This is a genomic window from Bacillus sp. N5-665 (assembly GCF_022637375.2).
Classification (GTDB): Bacteria; Bacillota; Bacilli; order Bacillales; family Bacillaceae_G; genus Bacillus_A; species Bacillus_A wiedmannii.
In genome coordinates this window covers 4986344-5005000 of record NZ_CP093325.1, presented here as the reverse complement: position 1 = coordinate 5005000, position 18657 = coordinate 4986344, and the positions used below count along the sequence as shown (strand labels likewise).

General features: G+C 35.1%; 12 protein-coding genes, 16 tRNA genes and 2 rRNA genes (1 of these 30 running past the window's edge). 29 read left to right on the top strand and 1 reads right to left on the bottom strand.

Annotated elements, in window-relative coordinates; genetic code table 11:
- The 17 genes from MNO09_RS28310 to MNO09_RS28230 form a co-directional block, all read left to right on the top strand.
- Positions 1 to 284: ribosomal RNA gene (locus MNO09_RS28310) — 23S ribosomal RNA — on the top strand; it begins 2638 nt to the left of the window's first position.
- A 101-nt stretch (positions 285 to 385) separates the two neighbouring features.
- Positions 386 to 501 (top strand): 5S ribosomal RNA (gene rrf, locus MNO09_RS28305).
- A gap of 8 nt (positions 502 to 509) precedes the next feature.
- A tRNA-Asn gene (locus MNO09_RS28300) sits at positions 510 to 584 on the top strand.
- Between the two features lie 2 nt (positions 585 to 586).
- Positions 587 to 678: transfer RNA gene (locus tag MNO09_RS28295), tRNA-Ser, on the top strand.
- Between the two features lie 17 nt (positions 679 to 695).
- Positions 696 to 770 (top strand) — tRNA-Glu (locus MNO09_RS28290).
- 4 nt (positions 771 to 774) lie between these two features.
- Positions 775 to 850: transfer RNA gene (locus MNO09_RS28285), tRNA-Val, on the top strand.
- Between the two features lie 24 nt (positions 851 to 874).
- Positions 875 to 951, top strand: a tRNA-Met gene (locus MNO09_RS28280).
- Between the two features lie 3 nt (positions 952 to 954).
- Positions 955 to 1030, top strand: a tRNA-Asp gene (locus MNO09_RS28275).
- Positions 1031 to 1039: 9 nt separating this feature from the next.
- Positions 1040 to 1115: transfer RNA gene (locus tag MNO09_RS28270), tRNA-Phe, on the top strand.
- Between the two features lie 18 nt (positions 1116 to 1133).
- Positions 1134 to 1209: transfer RNA gene (locus MNO09_RS28265), tRNA-Thr, on the top strand.
- A gap of 10 nt (positions 1210 to 1219) precedes the next feature.
- Positions 1220 to 1303: transfer RNA gene (locus MNO09_RS28260), tRNA-Tyr, on the top strand.
- 7 nt (positions 1304 to 1310) lie between these two features.
- A tRNA-Trp gene (locus MNO09_RS28255) sits at positions 1311 to 1384 on the top strand.
- Between the two features lie 19 nt (positions 1385 to 1403).
- Positions 1404 to 1479 (top strand) — tRNA-His (locus MNO09_RS28250).
- A gap of 63 nt (positions 1480 to 1542) precedes the next feature.
- Positions 1543 to 1617: transfer RNA gene (locus MNO09_RS28245), tRNA-Gln, on the top strand.
- A 5-nt stretch (positions 1618 to 1622) separates the two neighbouring features.
- A tRNA-Gly gene (locus MNO09_RS28240) sits at positions 1623 to 1697 on the top strand.
- 14 nt (positions 1698 to 1711) lie between these two features.
- Positions 1712 to 1782 (top strand) — tRNA-Cys (locus MNO09_RS28235).
- A gap of 9 nt (positions 1783 to 1791) precedes the next feature.
- A tRNA-Leu gene (locus MNO09_RS28230) sits at positions 1792 to 1873 on the top strand.
- Positions 1874 to 2217: 344 nt separating this feature from the next.
- Here the strand turns inward: MNO09_RS28230 and MNO09_RS28225 are convergent.
- Positions 2218 to 2538 carry a DUF3884 family protein gene (locus tag MNO09_RS28225; protein ID WP_000149808.1) on the bottom strand — a complete coding sequence of 107 codons (321 nt, stop codon included), beginning with the start codon at positions 2536 to 2538 and terminating at the stop codon, positions 2218 to 2220.
- A gap of 348 nt (positions 2539 to 2886) precedes the next feature.
- Here MNO09_RS28225 and MNO09_RS28220 point away from each other — a divergent pair, with 348 nt between their 5' ends.
- The 12 genes from MNO09_RS28220 (at position 2887) to MNO09_RS28165 (ending at position 18514) form a co-directional block, all read left to right on the top strand.
- The gene (locus MNO09_RS28220; protein WP_000532975.1) at positions 2887 to 3606 is read left to right on the top strand and encodes a YebC/PmpR family DNA-binding transcriptional regulator; all 720 of its coding nucleotides are present in this window, start codon (positions 2887 to 2889) and stop codon (positions 3604 to 3606) included.
- Positions 3607 to 3754: 148 nt separating this feature from the next.
- The gene (locus tag MNO09_RS28215) at positions 3755 to 4216 is read left to right on the top strand and encodes an NUDIX hydrolase (RefSeq protein WP_000400449.1); all 462 of its coding nucleotides are present in this window, start codon (positions 3755 to 3757) and stop codon (positions 4214 to 4216) included.
- Between the two features lie 427 nt (positions 4217 to 4643).
- The gene (locus MNO09_RS28210; RefSeq protein ID WP_000664702.1) at positions 4644 to 5420 is read left to right on the top strand and encodes a transglycosylase domain-containing protein; all 777 of its coding nucleotides are present in this window, start codon (positions 4644 to 4646) and stop codon (positions 5418 to 5420) included.
- Positions 5421 to 5608: 188 nt separating this feature from the next.
- Positions 5609 to 6259 carry a DsbA family protein gene (locus MNO09_RS28205; RefSeq protein ID WP_000841323.1) on the top strand — a complete coding sequence of 217 codons (651 nt, stop codon included), beginning with the start codon at positions 5609 to 5611 and terminating at the stop codon, positions 6257 to 6259.
- A 114-nt stretch (positions 6260 to 6373) separates the two neighbouring features.
- A tRNA-Gly gene (locus tag MNO09_RS28200) sits at positions 6374 to 6447 on the top strand.
- 199 nt (positions 6448 to 6646) lie between these two features.
- Positions 6647 to 7789, top strand: coding sequence for a tRNA epoxyqueuosine(34) reductase QueG (gene queG / locus MNO09_RS28195; RefSeq protein ID WP_000345232.1), 1143 nt, complete (start codon positions 6647 to 6649; stop codon positions 7787 to 7789).
- A gap of 44 nt (positions 7790 to 7833) precedes the next feature.
- Entirely contained in the window at positions 7834 to 8721 is an 888-nt protein-coding gene (locus MNO09_RS28190) for an amidase domain-containing protein (RefSeq protein WP_000260554.1), read from the top strand.
- 58 nt (positions 8722 to 8779) lie between these two features.
- Positions 8780 to 9268: a tRNA (uridine(34)/cytosine(34)/5-carboxymethylaminomethyluridine(34)-2'-O)-methyltransferase TrmL gene (gene trmL, locus MNO09_RS28185; protein WP_000538149.1), complete on the top strand. Its 489-nt coding sequence runs from the start codon at positions 8780 to 8782 to the stop codon at positions 9266 to 9268.
- 128 nt (positions 9269 to 9396) lie between these two features.
- Positions 9397 to 11466, top strand: coding sequence for a sensor domain-containing protein (locus MNO09_RS28180; protein ID WP_000664286.1), 2070 nt, complete (start codon positions 9397 to 9399; stop codon positions 11464 to 11466).
- 392 nt (positions 11467 to 11858) lie between these two features.
- Positions 11859 to 13754, top strand: a complete 1896-nt coding sequence (locus MNO09_RS28175) for a PrkA family serine protein kinase (protein WP_000353275.1) — start codon at positions 11859 to 11861, stop codon at positions 13752 to 13754.
- 446 nt (positions 13755 to 14200) lie between these two features.
- Positions 14201 to 15376 (top strand): sporulation protein YhbH, encoded by a 1176-nt coding sequence (gene yhbH / locus MNO09_RS28170; protein ID WP_000503502.1) that lies wholly within the window; start codon positions 14201 to 14203, stop codon positions 15374 to 15376.
- Between the two features lie 129 nt (positions 15377 to 15505).
- Entirely contained in the window at positions 15506 to 18514 is a 3009-nt protein-coding gene (locus tag MNO09_RS28165) for a leucine-rich repeat domain-containing protein (protein ID WP_088106815.1), read from the top strand.
- Positions 18515 to 18657 lie beyond the last annotated feature (143 nt).

Here is an 18657-nt window from a genome sequence, read left to right as displayed (position 1 = left end):
CCGTCGTGGGCGTAGGAAATTTGAGAGGAGCTGTCCTTAGTACGAGAGGACCGGGATGGACGCACCGCTGGTGTACCAGTTGTTCTGCCAAGGGCATAGCTGGGTAGCTATGTGCGGAAGGGATAAGTGCTGAAAGCATCTAAGCATGAAGCCCCCCTCAAGATGAGATTTCCCATAGCGTAAGCTAGTAAGATCCCTGAAAGATGATCAGGTTGATAGGTTCGAGGTGGAAGCATGGTGACATGTGGAGCTGACGAATACTAATAGATCGAGGACTTAACCATATAATATGTAGCAATGTTATCTAGTTTTGAGAGAACATAAAAAAACTTGTTGACTTTTAAAGTAAATAAGTTATAATAATGATTGTCTCAAAAGAATAATGTCTGGTAATGATGGCAGAGAGGTCACACCCGTTCCCATACCGAACACGGAAGTTAAGCTCTCTAGCGCCGATGGTAGTTGGGACCTTGTCCCTGTGAGAGTAGGACGTTGCCAGGCAATATTATTCCGCAGTAGCTCAGCGGTAGAGCTATCGGCTGTTAACCGATCGGTCGTAGGTTCGATTCCTACCTGCGGAGCCATTGGAGAGCTGTCCGAGTTGGCCGAAGGAGCACGATTGGAAATCGTGTATACGTCACAAGCGTATCAAGGGTTCGAATCCCTTGCTCTCCGCCATAGGATTTATAATATTTGGCCCGTTGGTCAAGTGGTTAAGACACCGCCCTTTCACGGCGGTAACACGGGTTCGAATCCCGTACGGGTCACCACTTTGGAGGATTAGCTCAGCTGGGAGAGCACCTGCCTTACAAGCAGGGGGTCGGCGGTTCGATCCCGTCATCCTCCACCATATAAATTATATAAATAGTATTGTCGCGGGGTGGAGCAGCACGGTAGCTCGTCGGGCTCATAACCCGAAGGTCGCAGGTTCAAATCCTGTCCCCGCAACCAAATGGTCCCGTGGTGTAGTGGTTAACATGCCTGCCTGTCACGCAGGAGATCGCCGGTTCGACCCCGGTCGGGACCGCCATTTTAATAAGGCTCGGTAGCTCAGTCGGTAGAGCAGAGGACTGAAAATCCTCGTGTCGGCGGTTCGATTCCGTCCCGAGCCACCATTTATTTTAATAAAATACGCCGGCTTAGCTCAATTGGTAGAGCAACTGACTTGTAATCAGTAGGTTGGGGGTTCAAGTCCTCTAGCCGGCACCATGTAAGTTTCGGAGGGGTAGCGAAGTGGCTAAACGCGGCGGACTGTAAATCCGCTCCTTCGGGTTCGGCAGTTCGAATCTGCCCCCCTCCACCATTTACATAGGGGCATAGTTTAAAGGTAGAACTGAGGTCTCCAAAACCTCCAGTGTGGGTTCGATTCCTACTGCCCCTGCCAAATATATTTACACAACATGGCGGTTGTGGCGAAGTGGTTAACGCACCGGATTGTGGCTCCGGCATTCGTGGGTTCGATTCCCATCAGTCGCCCCATTTTTATTTTAAAAATTACAAATAATCTAATGGATACTTACATATAATTAAGTAAGAAATCGATGGGCTATAGCCAAGCGGTAAGGCAACGGACTTTGACTCCGTCATGCGCTGGTTCGAATCCAGCTAGCCCAGCCATTTTTGCGGAAGTAGTTCAGTGGTAGAATACAACCTTGCCAAGGTTGGGGTCGCGGGTTCGAATCCCGTCTTCCGCTCCAATAAAATTTAACATGGCGGCATAGCCAAGTGGTAAGGCAGAGGTCTGCAAAACCTTTACCACCGGTTCAAATCCGGTTGCCGCCTTTCTTTTGTGCCGATGTGGCGGAATTGGCAGACGCGCACGACTCAAAATCGTGTTCCTTCGGGAGTGTCGGTTCGACCCCGACCATCGGTATCACGAACGGCGTAAAAAAAACTCTATACTAATTGTATAGAGTTTTTTTGTGTTTTCTTCGCGCGATAAAATAAGCATAAAAAATGTGCGGTGAGTAAACGTAGAATATTATAATCGGAAGCTGAATGAAAATATTCTATACTGATTGCCAACTTCGAAATTTAAGACCCATACAATAAAATAAAACGTTTGCTTGAACGACTGAACGTTAAAAATCGATCCACCTTATTTACTTTTAAAAATTTTTCTCTATCAAAGCCCATACGATACACTTCAGTTGGAGTAAACTGCGAAACACTAAAAGGATAAAAACGAATATTCATTTTTATCCTTTTAGTTCCATTTTATAGAGAATCTCCCCATCCTGGTGACATGAAGTTAAATCCGACACCACCAGTAGATATTAGCACATGATCAGCTGTTAATTTCGTAATTTCTAAAAACTTCTTTTCAAATTCTTCTCTGTTGTACTTGTACATAGTTGAGTGGCACGACCACATTTGCGTTGAAGTACTCAACCAGTCCCCTAATTCCTTTAATTCAGGAAACGACTCAAAGTGAATTGGTTCATCTAATTTCATGAATCTCACTTGATAGATAGTTGGGTTTAGCTTTTCTCCTATCCCTTTAAGACCATGTGCTTTTTTCTCATTTGAATGTGTCATAATTACTCTCCCCTATCTTTCCTTCAAATTTTTTCCTATTTTAATTATACAGCAATAGAAAGTAATTAAGGAAATATTATGGGAATCGGCGATGTAAAAAGACTCTAACAGAAATGTTAGAGTCTCTTTTGTTAAATTATGTTATGTAATTCTAAAATTCGTGATAAATGTAGGAATTCATGTATAATATAACTTGCGGATAGAAAAAAATGATAGTAATTTATATTATGTCTGTAATATGAATCAAAAATGAACTTTTTATATTTCTTTTAAAAATGTGTTGAATACACGTTATATTTTATATTAATATTTTTATGTAGATTTAAAACGGGAAAGAGAGTGGAAAGTATGGGTCGTAAATGGAATAATATTAAAGAAAAAAAAGCATCAAAAGATGCAAATACAAGCCGTATATACGCGAAATTTGGACGTGAAATTTATGTGGCAGCAAAACAAGGCGAGCCAGATCCAGAATCAAACCAAGCGCTTAGAGTTGTATTAGAACGTGCGAAAACATACAACGTACCAAGAACAATTATTGATCGTGCAGTTGAAAAGGCAAAAGGCGGTTCAGAAGAAAATTATGACGAGCTTCGTTATGAAGGATTCGGACCAAACGGATCTATGGTAATTGTAGATACACTTACAAATAACGTAAACCGTACTGCAGCAGATGTACGAGCTGCATTTAGCAAAAACAGTGGTAACATGGGTGTAAACGGTTCTGTAGCTTACATGTTTGATGCGACAGCTGTTATCGGTCTTGAAGGTAAAACATCAGATGAAGTTCTTGAAATTTTAATGGAAGCAGATGTTGATGCACGTGACATTCTAGAAGAAGAAGATTCTGTTATCGTGTATGCTGAACCTGATCAATTCCATTCCGTACAATCTGCACTTAAAGATGCTGGTGTTGAAGAATTCACAGTTGCAGAATTAACAATGCTTGCACAAAGTGATGTAGAACTTCCTGAAGATGCTCAAGTACAATTTGAAAAAATGGTTGATGCATTAGAAGATCTAGAAGATGTGCAACAAGTTTACCACAACGTAGACTTAGGAGAATAATACGATAGAAGCCCCTGTTCATTTAACGGATAGGGGCTTTTTTTCATGAAGTTAATTAAGAGGATGAATTAGTAAAGGTATTTTGTTGTAGACAGGGAATATGCTTATAGGGATATGTGAAATATTCATTATTGCTAGGAGGCTTAATATGGAACATAAAACACCAAAACATATCGTTGCTGTAGCAGGTTATTTAACAAATGAAAAAGACGAAGTGTTATTGGCTAAAGTACATTGGCGATCGGATACGTGGGAGTTGCCAGGAGGACAGGTGGAAGAAGGAGAAGCGCTCGATCAAGCTGTTTGTAGGGAAATGTTTGAGGAAACGGGTTTAACGGTGAAGCCTATCGGAGTTACAGGTGTTTACTATAATGCTTCTATGCATATTTTATCTGTTGTTTTTAAAGTCGCATATGTGAGTGGTGAAATAAAAATTCAACCTGAAGAAATACAAGAGGCTAAATTTGTTGCTTTAGATGAAGAGAACATAGATGAGTACTTAACGCGTCCTCATATGAAATCCAGAACGCTTGATGCGATGAGAGCAACACATTGTATTCCGTACGAAACGTGGGAAGTGCAGCCGTATAATTTAATAGGTAGATTGTAAAGAAAAGAGTAGCCGGTTTGAGATACAATCAAATCACTACTCTTTTTTGTATACTGTTTAAGAAAAAGGTCAAAATAATAATAGTGCTAGTGTTGATTTTTAGAACGTTTGTTCTGTATAATGTATGATATATTGTATACATTTAGATTACTAGATACTTACAAATATATATATTTGTAGATGATATAATGAAAATAGGGTGTTTTAATAGGGAAGTATAGGCTTAAGGTATACTCTGCTATTGGTTTAGCATAATCTATATTCAATATTTCAGATGAATAGTAGATAAAAAAAGACTGTGATACAATACTTTTTTATACCTTACAATGATGTAAGGTACGTGTAAGAGAAATCGATGGGATGTTTTTTTACAACAAGGTATTCTTAAAGTAAGAGTTATATGCTGTGTGGAAAAGAGGTGTTCAAGATGAAAGAACGAGTATTATCTAGGGTGAACTATCATCAAAAAGTTGCATTAAATCCAATGACTAAATTCTTTTATAAAGCCATTATTTTATTATTATTGTTAAGTTGTACATTATTATTCGTTGGAAATGTAATGATCGAGCAAAGTGATATTAGTAAATTACATGTACCGGCTAAGTTAGAGGTGCCAGAATCATTAACACATGCATTTATTGCGACAGAAGATAAAAGGTTTTATCATCATAATGGTTTAGATTATATAGCGATTGTCAGAGCGTCTGTTGAGAATATAAAGGCTGGTGGTGTTGTGCAAGGCGGAAGCACAATTACACAGCAGTTATCCAAAAATGCTTTTTTAACGAATGAACGTACATTTTCTCGTAAGTGGAAAGAGATTTTCTATACGAAAAAAATTGAACGTACATTTACGAAGGATGAAATTTTAAAATTGTATGTAAGTAATATTTATTACGGAGAAGGAGCATGGGGAATTGAAAAAGCGGCAAACCTTTACTTCGGTAAAAAGGTGGACCAATTAACGCTGGCTGAAAGTGCAATGATGGCTGCTGTAGTAAAAGCACCTGCTTATTACTCACCTGCACAAAATTATGATAAGGCCGTAGAGAGACGAAATGTCGTTTTGAGATTGATGGAGAAGGAAGGCTATATCAATCATGATGAGTATGTGCAAGCAGTTAGTGAGAAATTAGTAATTCGTCATGATATAAAAACAGAGCAGTCGATGTTAAATAATGCGCGCGAAAAAGCAGTAAGCTAAAGGAAGCTCCTACATAGGAGCTTCTTTTTTTTGAATAAATTGTGACAAATTGTGACACAATATCGTCACAATTATTGTATTTTTGTAATTTATGTGAGCGTGTTCATTGCGTGACGTATATAAGTGTTGATATTATGTGTATTGTGTACAATGCTGTATACAGAATATGAATTTAAAGAGGAATGTATATGAAATCAAATAAACTCATGGCTCTTGGTGTAGTTTTTTCTATCGCAGTATTAATTGTAATCGGAACAATTGCGTATAGCATCATAAATGACAAAAAAGATAAAGGGAATGAGATGTTTGCTTATTCCACACAACAATCTTTAGGGAAAGATGATGCACCAGTTAAGGTAGTTGAATTTGGAGACTTCAAATGTCCTGCGTGTCGTACTTGGGATGTAACAGTATTACCACGATTAAAAGAAGAGTATATTGATAAAGGTAAAGTGCAGTTATACTTTATTAACTTCCCATTTATCGGAAAAGACTCTGATTTAGGTGCAGCAGCTGGTGAAGCAATTTATAAACAAGATCAAGATTCATTCTGGATTTTCTATGATGAAATTTATCAAAGTCAAAAGAAAGACACGGAAGAATGGATTACAGAAGAATTACTTCTTAACATTGTGAAAGAGAAGCTTCCGAAAGTTGATGTAGAACAATTTAAGAAAGATTTACACAGTAAAGAAATAAAAGAAAAAGTACGTAAAGATTCAGATCGTGCTCAAAAATTAAAAGTTCAAGGTGCTCCTTCAGTATATATAAACGGAAATCTTGCAAACCCTGATTTCGATAGTATGAAGAAGGCGATTGATAAAGAATTGAAAAAGTGATGAGTATCTCATCACTTTTTCGACTTTTTTCGATAAAATTCTTGCTTCCGTTTTTTTTACATGCTATACTACTTTACATAAGTTATTCTAATATCTTATATTTTTTTCATATTTGCGGGTGTAGTTTAGTGGTAAAACAAGAGCCTTCCAAGCTCTGGTCGAGAGTTCGATTCTCTTCACCCGCTCCAAATTTTATTAAATGTTTTTCTATAAATTGTGATCAACGCAGTGTTTCGTTTCTAAGATAAACGAGGCATTGCGTTTTTTAATGTTTGAAAAATATAATTGTATGCGAAAATAGAAGTAAAGAATAGTATTCCAAAAGTGAATTGCTAACCAATATAGTCGTTACATAAGGGATGGATTCATCTGAGGAGGCGATTAAGAATGGATTTTGAACAATTAAAGCAAGATGTCATTACGTATAGTAAAACAATTGGTATAGATAAAATAGGCTTTGCTAGTGCTTCACCATTTGAGGAATTAAAGCAGAGGTTAATCCAGCAACAACAATTAAATTATCAATCGGGATTTGAAGAGTCTGATATAGAAAAAAGAACGAACCCACAGCTTCTACTACCTGGTGCAAAATCAATTATTGCGATTGCATTAGCGTATCCTTCAAAATTAAAAAATGCACCATTAAGTAAGCGCGGAGAACGCCGCGGTATTTTTTGTCGTGCCTCTTGGGGACAAGATTATCATCTTGTTTTACGAGATCGTTTGCAAAAATTAGAAGCATATTTAATCGAAAAGCTTCCCGATATAGAAGTTAAGTCAATGGTTGATACAGGTGAATTAAGTGATCGAGCTGTTTCGGAGCGTGCGGGTATTGGATGGAGTGGTAAGAATTGCGCTATTATTACACCTGAATTTGGTTCGTATGTATATTTAGGAGAAATAATTACAAACGTTCCCTTCCCACCAGATCAGCCGATAGAAGATCAATGTGGAAGTTGTACAAAATGTATTGATGTTTGTCCTACAGGTGCTTTAATACAAGGAGGACAGTTAGACTCGAAGAAATGTATTGCATTTTTAACACAGACGAAAGGGTTCCTACCGGAAGAATATCGCGAAAAAATAGGTAATCGTATTTATGGATGTGATACATGTCAGACTGTTTGTCCGAAAAATAAAGGAATGGATTTTCATAACCACCCTGAGATGGAACCAGATCCTGAGTTAGTTAAGCCTTTATTAACACCACTTTTAACAATTAGTAATCGTGATTTTAAAGAGAAATATGGAATTATGTCTGGTTCATGGAGAGGTAAAAAGCCGTTGCAACGAAATGCAATTTTGGCACTTGCGCATTTTAAAGAGGCATCAGCAATTCCTGATTTAATTGGTGTTATGAAAGACGATCCAAGACCAGTACTTCGCGGAACAGCAGCATGGGCACTTGGGAAAATTGGTGGAGATGGCGTGGGCGAAGCTATTGAAAAAGCGATGCAACGTGAGAAAGATGAAGAGGTTCTTCATGAAATGAATCGCGGACTTGAATTGTTAGCTCAGAAAAAAGAGTAGATAATATCTCCCTTTTTCATATTGTAATATGGGAGGGAGACGAAATGGTTGTAAAAATAAATATTGAAAAGCAAGTACAACAATTTTTAGCATATGTAACAGAGAAACGAACAAATGTAGATGGTATTGCTGAAGATTTATTACAAATAGCACAGAGAAAGAAACAATTGTTTCAAAAGCGTAATGCAGATATAGTGAAAGCAACTGCGGATGTTTCTTTCATGAGACAATTAAATAATAGCAATCATCAAGAAATTGATTATCAAATACATTTTAAATATTTAATTAAGCATAAAGAATTATTTTATATCGAAGAGGAACAACTAAAGCGAAGAGTTTGTTTAAATAATAGCCGGGTAATAGGTGATTATGCTATTGAAGTACCAGAAGCAGTTGGAATGAGTGAGACGTTAGAAAGAGAAGTTACAAAAGAGAAGTATGGTTCTTATCAGTATAACCGTTTAGAGGCAGTTAAATATGCAGAGCGTTGGTGGGATGATAGAAACCCTGTATATCGTAATTTCCCTGATAATTGTACGAATTTTATTTCTCAATGTCTTCATACTGGAGAAGTACCAATGAATGGATACCCTAATATTCGTAAAGGATGGTGGCAAAGGGAGAATCAGTGGAGTTGGAGCTGGGCTGTCGCACACTCTTTTTATTGGTATTTGTCAGGTGCTACAACTGGGCTTCGAGCAGAAGCAGTAGAAAGACCAGAGGACCTTATTCTTGGTGATGTCATTGCTTATGATTTCGAGGATGATGGTAGGTGGAATCATACGACGATTGTAGTAGCCAAAGACGCAGATGGTATGCCACTTGTGAATGCACATTCAGCGAATAGCCGTCGGCGTTATTGGAACTATGAAGATTCTAGTAAATATACACCACAAATGAAATATAAATTCTTTCATATTATTAATGGGTAGAGATTTTTCGCTCAAGTGGTATAATACGTAGTAGACAAAAAACAGAGGTGAATATCGCGTGGGAGTACATGTTGTTTTATATCAACCAGAAATTCCAGCAAATACAGGGAATATTGCTCGTACTTGTGCAGCAACTGGAACAGAATTACATTTGATTAGACCGCTTGGATTTTCAACGGATGATAAAATGTTAAAGCGTGCAGGATTAGATTATTGGCAGCACGTGAAAGTTACGTATTATGATTCAATTGAAGAATTTTATGAGAAAAATAAAGACGGTGAATTCTTCTATTTAACAAAGTATGGCGAGAAAGCTCATACAGCATTTGATTATAGCAAACGTGAGAAGGATTACTATTTTGTATTTGGAAGAGAAACAAACGGCTTACCAGCTAATGTAATCGAAGAAAATTTCGATCATTGTTTACGTATTCCAATGACTGATAAAGTGCGCTCATTAAATTTATCTAATACAGCAGCTATTTTAATTTATGAAGCATTCCGTCAACAAAATTATCCGGGATTAGATTTAGAAATTGTTTATTAAAAGTCGCCATATGGCGACTTTTTTTTCTAAAAATAAAAATAATATGTAATCATACATTTAAAAAAGGGTACATATTCATATAGAATGGGATATATGAATAAAAATAGATTAGACGGGTTGAGATAAATATGAAGGAACAATATAATAATCAAAATACCTTTTTAAGTATGATAGATATGGATTTAATAAGAAGAGGACTATTACATGCCATTCAAGATTTAGTATTTATTGTGAAAGTTATGGATGAGGAAACCTTTAAATATATTTATGTAAATAAGATAGGTATGGATTATGCGAAGCTAGGCGCAGAATGTTATGGAAAAACGTTTGCTGAAGTATTATCAGAAGATACGGCGGAAATATTGCAAGTGCAATATGCAAAAGTAGCGAGCGAAGCGAAAGCACATACCTTTTGTGATGTAGTTAGTTTACCAAAGGGTGAGTTACATTATGAATCTTCACTTAATCCTGTATTCGACGAAGAAGGAGTATGTCAGTTTATTATTTGTATTACGAGGGATATCACAGCTCAGATTGAGGAAAAGGCAGAGATAGAGGAAAAACAAATGTTGTTTAAGTCGTTATTAGAATATAATAATGACTCCATTATATCTATGGATTCTATAGGTAGAATTACATATGCAAATCCAGCAACGTATGAAATATTTGGATATCGATATGAAGAATTACATAATAAATTTATTTTTGAATTTATTAATAAAGAATATGAAAAAGATTTTCAAATTATATTTAAAGGAGTCCTGCAAGGAAGGGCAAAACAAATTGTTTCAAAGAAATATGTTCATAAAGAAGGGTACGAGCTCTATATTTCTTTGAGAACTATTCCGATTATTGTGAACGCCGAAATTGTTGGGTTATATATTGTTACGAGGGATGTTACAAGACAAGTATTGAATGAAATGCGAACAGAATATTTAGCTTATTATGACCAATTAACAGGATTAATGAATAGAATTTCATGTGCAAATAAGTTAAATGTTTTTTTAAATGATAATACAGAGTTTGCGCTTGTTTTTATAGATTTAGATGAATTTCACCTTATTAATGATACTTTTGGTCATAAAGAAGGAGATAAAGTATTACAAAAAGTTACAGAATGTTTAAGCAGTTTTCAAATAGACGGTATGCACTTATTTAGAGAACACGATGATCAATTTGTTATGTTAATAGAAAATATAACGAAAGAACGTGTAGAGATAGTTGCAAAAAGAATACTAAAAAAGATTAGTGAACATTTTGTAATTGAAGAAGAGGACGTCTATTTAAGTGCGTCAATCGGAATTGTAATGGCTCCAACAGATGGAGAGGATGAAAAAATATTATTCCAAAGAGTTGATGCTGCTTTGGAAAAAGCAAAAGAAAAAGGAAAAGGGCATTATCAGTTTTATTGCAGTGGATTAGATTGTGAGCGTGAACAAAGATTTATAATAGAAAACCAATTGCATCGTGCTATAGAAAAAAATGAATTCTGCTTGTATTATCAGCCACAAATGAATATTGAAACGAAAAAAATAGCGAGTATGGAAGCTTTAATAAGGTGGGAGCATAAAGAATTGGGATTTGTCTCTCCCAATCAATTTATTCCGCTAGCAGAAAGAACAGGATTTATTATTAAGCTTGATGAATGGGTAGTAAATGAAGTGTGTCGGCAAATACGTGAATGGTTAAATAAAGGATATGAAGTTGTCCCGATTGCAGTTAATATTTCAGCCAGGCACTTTCGCTCGATTACATTAATAGAGATGATTACACGGGCTTTACATAAGTACAATGTACCAGCTCATCTATTAGCGATAGAGGTTACAGAAGGGGCCCTTATGCATAAAGACATATCAAAAAGAGTATTGCTACAATTAAAAGAACAAAATTTAAAGATTCATTTAGATGATTTTGGAACGGGATATTCATCTTTAAGTTATTTAAAAACGTATCCAATTGATACGTTGAAAATCGATCGTTCTTTTATGGAAGGTATACATGTGGATGAACGTGATACGAATATTACAGCTGCAATTATTCATTTAGCTCATACTTTGGAATTGAATGTAATTGCAGAAGGTGTAGAAAAAGCGGAACAAATACAATTTTTGAAGGAAAAGAATGTGAAGTTTGTGCAAGGTTATTATTATAGCCGACCTTTATCAAAATATGATGTGGAAAATGTGTATTATAAATGATTGATAAAAAAAGTGATGTGCTAAGAAGCACATCACTTTTTATGTGTACCGGGTTTATCATTGTAACCAGATGTGAAAATAGCTGTAAGAAATGTGAGTGATACACCTAAAATTAATAATAATTTCATACTAATATCCCTCCTATTTTTCAGTTTACGAATCTTAAATATGAATCAAAATGTATGTAAGGTTCTTGGAAGAAAAGAATTTATTTAAAATGAATAGAGGTGTAAAAACTTTAATACCTATATTATACAGAATTTTCTTTGAATTTTGGAGAGAATTTTATAGCAATACTGTATATTTCATTTTGATTTAAAGAATGTTTAAGGACATCCTAGCATACCTTTTATAATAATCCGATTGAACAAGGAGATGGGGGAGGAGCTATAATGGATATTCTAAAAAAGATTGAACAGCATCGAGCAGCAGAAGAACGGTTACAATGGGAAGGTACGTTTGCGGAGTATTTAGAGCTTGTGAAGGAAAGACCATGGGTGGCTCAAACAGCACACTCTCGCATTTACAATATGATAAAAGATGCTGGAATCGAAGAAGTAGATGGTAGAAGAAAGTATAACTTCTTTAGTAATCAGCTATTTGGATTAGAGGATGCTTTAGAACGTCTTGTGGAGGAATATTTTCATCCATCTGCAAAACGATTAGATGTTAGAAAACGTATTTTATTATTAATGGGTCCTGTTAGTGGAGGGAAATCAACATTAGTTACGATGTTGAAACGGGGATTAGAAACATATTCACGAACAGATCGAGGAGCAATTTTTGCAATTAAAGGCTGCCCAATGCATGAAGATCCACTTCATTTAATTCCGCATCATTTACGGGATGATTTCTTTGGTGAGTATGGGGTTAGAATTGAAGGGAATTTATCGCCACTAAACGTAATGCGTCTAGAGCAAGAATATGGTTCAAGAATTGAGGATGTAGTTGTAGAGCGTATTTTCTTCTCGGAAGATCGCCGTACAGGGATTGGTACATTTAGCCCGTCTGATCCTAAATCACAAGATATCGCCGATTTAACAGGTAGTCTGGACTTTTCAACAATCGCAGAATATGGTTCAGAATCAGATCCACGAGCGTATCGCTTCGATGGAGAATTGAATAAGGCAAACCGTGGGATGATGGAATTCCAAGAGATGCTAAAATGCGACGAGAAGTTTTTATGGCATTTATTATCGCTTACGCAAGAAGGGAATTTCAAAGCGGGAAGATTTGCGCTTATTTCAGCAGATGAATTAATTGTAGCGCATACGAATGAAACGGAGTATCGTTCCTTCATAGCAAACAAGAAAAATGAAGCATTGCACTCAAGAATTATTGTAATGCCAGTTCCATACAATTTACGAGTGAGTGAAGAAGAACATATTTATGAAAAAATGATTCGTGAAAGTGATGTATCCAATGTGCATATTGCACCGCACACACTTCGCGTTGCAGCAATGTTTACGATTTTAACGCGTTTAAAAGATCCGAAGCGTCCGGATATTGATTTAATTAAAAAGATGCGTTTATATGATGGAGAAACGGTAGAAGGTTATAATGCGATTGATGTAGAGGAGCTGCAACGTGAATATCAAGATGAAGGTATGAGAGGTATTGATCCTCGTTATGTTATTAATCGAATTTCCTCTACAATTATTCGAAAAGAGGTACCATCTATTAACGCATTAGATGTACTTAGATCGCTCAAAGACGGGTTGGATCAGCATCCGTCAATTAGTAATGAAGATCGAGAGCGTTATATGAATTTCATCTCATTAGCGAGAAAAGAATATGATGAAATTGCGAAGAAAGAAGTACAAAAAGCATTCGTGTATTCATATGAAGAATCAGCGAAGACACTTATGGATAATTACTTAGATAACGTTGAAGCATATTGCAATAAGTCAAAATTACGTGATCCATTAACAGGTGAAGAAATGAGTCCAGATGAAAAGCTAATGCGCTCAATTGAAGAGCAAATTGGAATTTCAGAAAATGCTAAGAAAGCATTCCGTGAAGAAATTTTAATTCGCATTTCTGCTTATGCGCGTAAAGGAAAACGCTTTGATTATAATTCACATGAGCGTCTTCGTGAAGCGATTCAGAAAAAACTATTTGCTGATTTAAAAGATATAGTGAAAATTACAACATCAACGAAAACGCCAGACGAAAATCAGCTTAAGAAAATCAATGATGTTGTTGCACGCTTAATTGATGAGCACGGCTATAATTCCTCATCTGCGAATGAATTATTACGCTATGTAGGTAGTCTGTTAAACCGATAGTTTGATAACAAAACGCTGTCTCTTGTATTTTGCAGGACAGCGTTTTATTATCCATTTATATGTGTAAAGTGTCATACCTTGTCCAAATATAATAAATTAAGATGCAATTTCATGAATTTATTGTCAATTATTTTTACAATATGCATATGATAGAGTAACCAACCATTCATACGAAAAAAGCCAACACAATACAATATGTTGCAAAGTGTAAATGTGTGCAACTATGCATTGTGTTTCTTTCTTATCAACGGCTGAATATTTCTTTCTAGTATGTGAGTGGCAAAATTTTGTTTAGGATGCTCGGAGTATTATATGAAAAACGTTATATATGTTTATGGGATGAATTTCGATGGGCAGTTATCTTTCATTCTAGCTTGCACAGTATAAAACAAAATTTCTAGCTTACTGTTCATAGGGGAAGACAATTACAGTAAGGAGGGAAAGAAATGGGTGAAGAAAACCAACCAAATTATACGATTTCACAGGAAAACTGGTCCCTCCATCGCAAAGGATATGACGACCAACAACGCCATCAAGAAAAAGTACAAGAGGCAATTAAGAATAATTTACCCGATCTTGTAACAGAAGAAAGCATAGTTATGTCTAATGGTAAGGATGTTGTAAAAATACCGATTCGTTCTTTAGATGAATATAAGATTAGGTACAATTATGATAAAAACAAACACGTTGGGCAAGGAAATGGTGACAGCAAAGTTGGTGATGTCGTTGCGAGAGATGGATCAGGTGGTCAAAAGCAAAAAGGACCAGGAAAAGGGCAAGGAGCAGGGGATGCGGCTGGAGAAGATTATTATGAAGCTGAAGTCTCTATTCTAGAATTAGAGCAAGCGTTTTTCAAAGAATTAGAGCTGCCTAATTTAAAGAGAAAAGAAATAGATGAAAACCGGATTGAACATGTTGAATTTAATGACATTAGAAAGACTGGATTATGGGGAAATATCGATAAGAAACGAACGATGATATCCGCATATAAACGAAATGCGATGCGTGGTAAAGCCTCTTTTCATCCGATTCACCAAGAAGATTTAAAGTTCCGTACTTGGAATGAAGTATTAAAGCCAGATTCAAAAGCTGTTGTATTAGCGATGATGGATACGAGTGGATCGATGGGAATATGGGAGAAATATATGGCACGTAGCTTCTTTTTCTGGATGACAAGATTTCTACGAACGAAGTATGAAACGGTAGATATTGAGTTTATTGCTCATCATACGGAGGCGAAAGTCGTTACAGAGGAAGAGTTCTTTTCAAAAGGAGAAAGTGGCGGAACGATCTGTTCTTCTGTATACAAAAAAGCACTCGAGCTAATTGATAATAAATACTCACCAGACCGCTATAATATTTATCCATTCCATTTTTCAGACGGTGATAATTTAACATCAGATAATGCTAGATGTGTAAAGCTTGTCGAAGAGTTAATGAAGAAGTGTAATATGTTTGGATATGGGGAAGTGAACCAGTACAACCGCCATAGTACCCTCATGTCAGCCTATAAAAATATTAAAGATGAGAATTTTAGATATTATATTTTAAAGCAAAAAGCAGACGTATTCCATGCGATGAAGAGCTTTTTTAAAGAAGAATCCGGAGAAAAAATGGCATAACCCCCTTAAAAAGGGGTTATTTTTTTGTTAACTTTTTATTTTTTTAGTTGACAATGATAATGAAAATCATTATCATTTATTCGAGATATGATTACATTTAGATTTATATATTTCGGAGGAGATGTAAAGTTGAAAAAAAATAAAAGAAAACATATAAATGCGATGTTAGTGGCGGCAGCTTTAGCGCTACCGTTTGCTGCGTATTCAACACCTGCTTTAGCAGCGGTAGCAATTGAGGCTAATAAAAAGGGATATGCTTTAGAAGATGGTACATATGATGCTGTTATGAAAGCATATAAAGATAAAACGAATGAGGAGTCTATGGCAACTGTTTATATAAAGAATCCTAAGTTAACGATTGAGAATGGAAAGAAAATTGTAACGGCAACGTTAAGTGATAGTGATTTCTTCAAATACTTGAAAACAGAAGATATTCATACTCCTGGTGTGTTTCATGATGTAACAGTAATATCAGAAGATAAAAAGAAAAATGGAACGAAAGTGATTCAGTTTGAAGTGGGAGAATTAGGAAAAAGATATAATATGCAAATGCATATTTATATTCCGACAATGGCCTATGATAATAAATATCAAGTGCAGTTTGAAGTAAATGCTTTAAATTTAGAAAATAACGTTCCAGAAAAGCAAAAGGAAAATAAAGAGGATAAAGTGGATCAACAAGATGAAAGTGCAAATGTAATAGTTGATAAGAAATTACAACAGCATATTAATAAATATAATTTAGAGAGAAAAAATATAAATGAACCTATAACGAAGGAAGATTTATTACAAATTAAAACATTATCCATATACTCAGGTGAGGGGATAAATGAAATAGCTGGTTTAGAATATATGACAAACTTAGAGAAGTTGACATTAAGAGAGTCTAATGTAACAGACATATCTGTTATCTCGGGATTGAGACATTTGAAATATTTAGATTTATCCTCTAATCCAATTGAAAGCATTCAACCCGTTTCTAAGCTAGAGAATCTTGACATGCTCTTTTTAAGAGATAACAAAATTGCAGATCTTACACCGTTAAGTCAAATGAAAAAGATTAAAATATTAGATTTAATTGGTAATAATATAAAGGATCTTACACCATTATTTACAGTGTTATCGTTAGAAGAAGTATACTTAGCAAATAATCAAATTAGTAATCTTTCGGGTATTGAGAAGTTAAAGAATGTGAAACTACTATGGATAGGAAATAATAAAATTAGTGATGTTGAGCCTATTAGTAAAATGAGTAATCTTATTGAACTAGAAATTGCTGATAGTGAAATAAAAGATATATCATCATTATCTAAATTAGTAAAAATACAAGTATTAAATTTAGAAGAGAATTATATCTCTGATATATCGCCACTGAGTAATTTAACAAATTTACATGAGATAAATCTTGGAGCGAATGAAATTTCTGACATAAAGTCTGTTGAGGAATTGGGTAAGCGAACTTCAATAGATATTCAAAGACAAAAAATCTTTTTAGATGAAGCAAGCGTAGATGAAGAAATAAAAATTCCAGTATACAATTTTAAAGGAGAGCCACTTCAAAATATTAAATTGAAAAGTGAGGGGGCTACGCTGAGTAACGGATTTATAAAATGGAATAGTCCTGGAGAAAAAATATATGAATTTAAACTAGATACGAATCCTGCTGAAAGTAAAATAAGGTTTAATGGGATGGTCGTACAGAATATAGTTGAAAAACAAAAAGAAAGTGAAAATTTAATTCTCGATAAAACTTTACAACAACATATTAATAAAGAGAATTTAGGTAGAGAGAATTTAAACACTCCTATCACAAAAGAAGATTTATTACAGATTAAAAAATTAGAGATACTTAAAGAAAAAGGAAAAGAGATAAAAGATATAACCGGTTTAGAGTACATGACGAACTTAGAAAACCTCACTTTAGAAGGAGTAGGCCTGAAAAATATTGAGTTCATCTCAAACTTGAAACAATTGAACGATGTAAATGTATCTCATAATCAAATTGAAGATGTAACACCGTTATCTTCATTGAAAAATTTACAATGGTTAAATCTTACAGATAATCGTATTAAAGATGTAACGGTTCTTGGCTCAATGTTAGACTTACTTAGTTTAAAATTAGCTGAAAATGAGATTCGTGATGTAAGGCCGTTAATACAATTAGGTCAGTGGGGAACAATTGATGTTAGAAGGCAAAAGGTCATTTTGGATGCTGCAGAAATAAATAAAGAAGTGACAATTCCTGTATATAATTTAGAAGGAGAGCCAATTGAAAAGATTACACTAAAGAGTGAAGGTGGAACGCTTACTGATGAGGGAATCATTTGGAATACTTTAGGAGAAAAAATATATGAATTTGATTTAGATGCAGATCATTATGAGACTGGCATATTATATAGTGGCATTGTCATGCAGAATATAGTAGAAAAATTAATACCGAAAGAAGAAGTAAAAGAACCAACGAAAGAAGTTGAAGAAGTAAAAGAAGAAGTAAAAGAACCAACAAAAGAAGTTGAAGAAGCGAAAGAAGAAGTAAAAGAACCAACGAAAGAAGTTGAAGAAACAAAAGAAGAAGTAAAAGAACCAACGAAAGAAGTTGAAGAAGCGAAAGAAGAAGTAAAAGAACCAACAAAAGAAGTTGAAGAAGCGAAAGAAGAAGTAAAAGAACCAACAAAAGAAGTTGAAGAAACAAAAGAAGAAGTGAAAGAACCGGTAAAAGAAGTTGAAGAAACAAAAGAAGAAGTGAAAGAACCGGTAAAAGAAGTTAAAGAAACAAAAGAAGAAGTGAAAGAGCCGGTAAAAGAAGTTAAAGAAACAAAAGAAGAAGTGAAAGAGCCGGTAAAAGAAGTTGAAGAAACAAAAGAAGAAGTAAAAAAGCCAACGAAAGAAGTTGAAGAAGTAAAAGAATCAGCAACAGGATTGGATCAAGAGCCAAAAGAGAATAATCAAGTTGTTGAAAAAGAGGGAAGAAAAGCAGACACATTAAATAAACAACATACTAATAAGTCAGAGGAAGGCAAGAAATCTTTACCATCAACAGGCGGTGAAGCTAGCACATCGACTTTACTTTCTGGAATAACACTTGTTCTTTCCACCCTAAGTATGTTCGTATTTAGAAAGAGATTATTTAAGAAATAAATAACGTTTAATCTTATTATTAGATATAACTAATTTTCGCTTTTTCGAGAGGACATTATCATGGCAGTTTCATTAGAAACATGCATATGATGATGTCTTTTTTTATGAGAGAAGGATATTGCTGGGCACTTCTAAGTGTATTA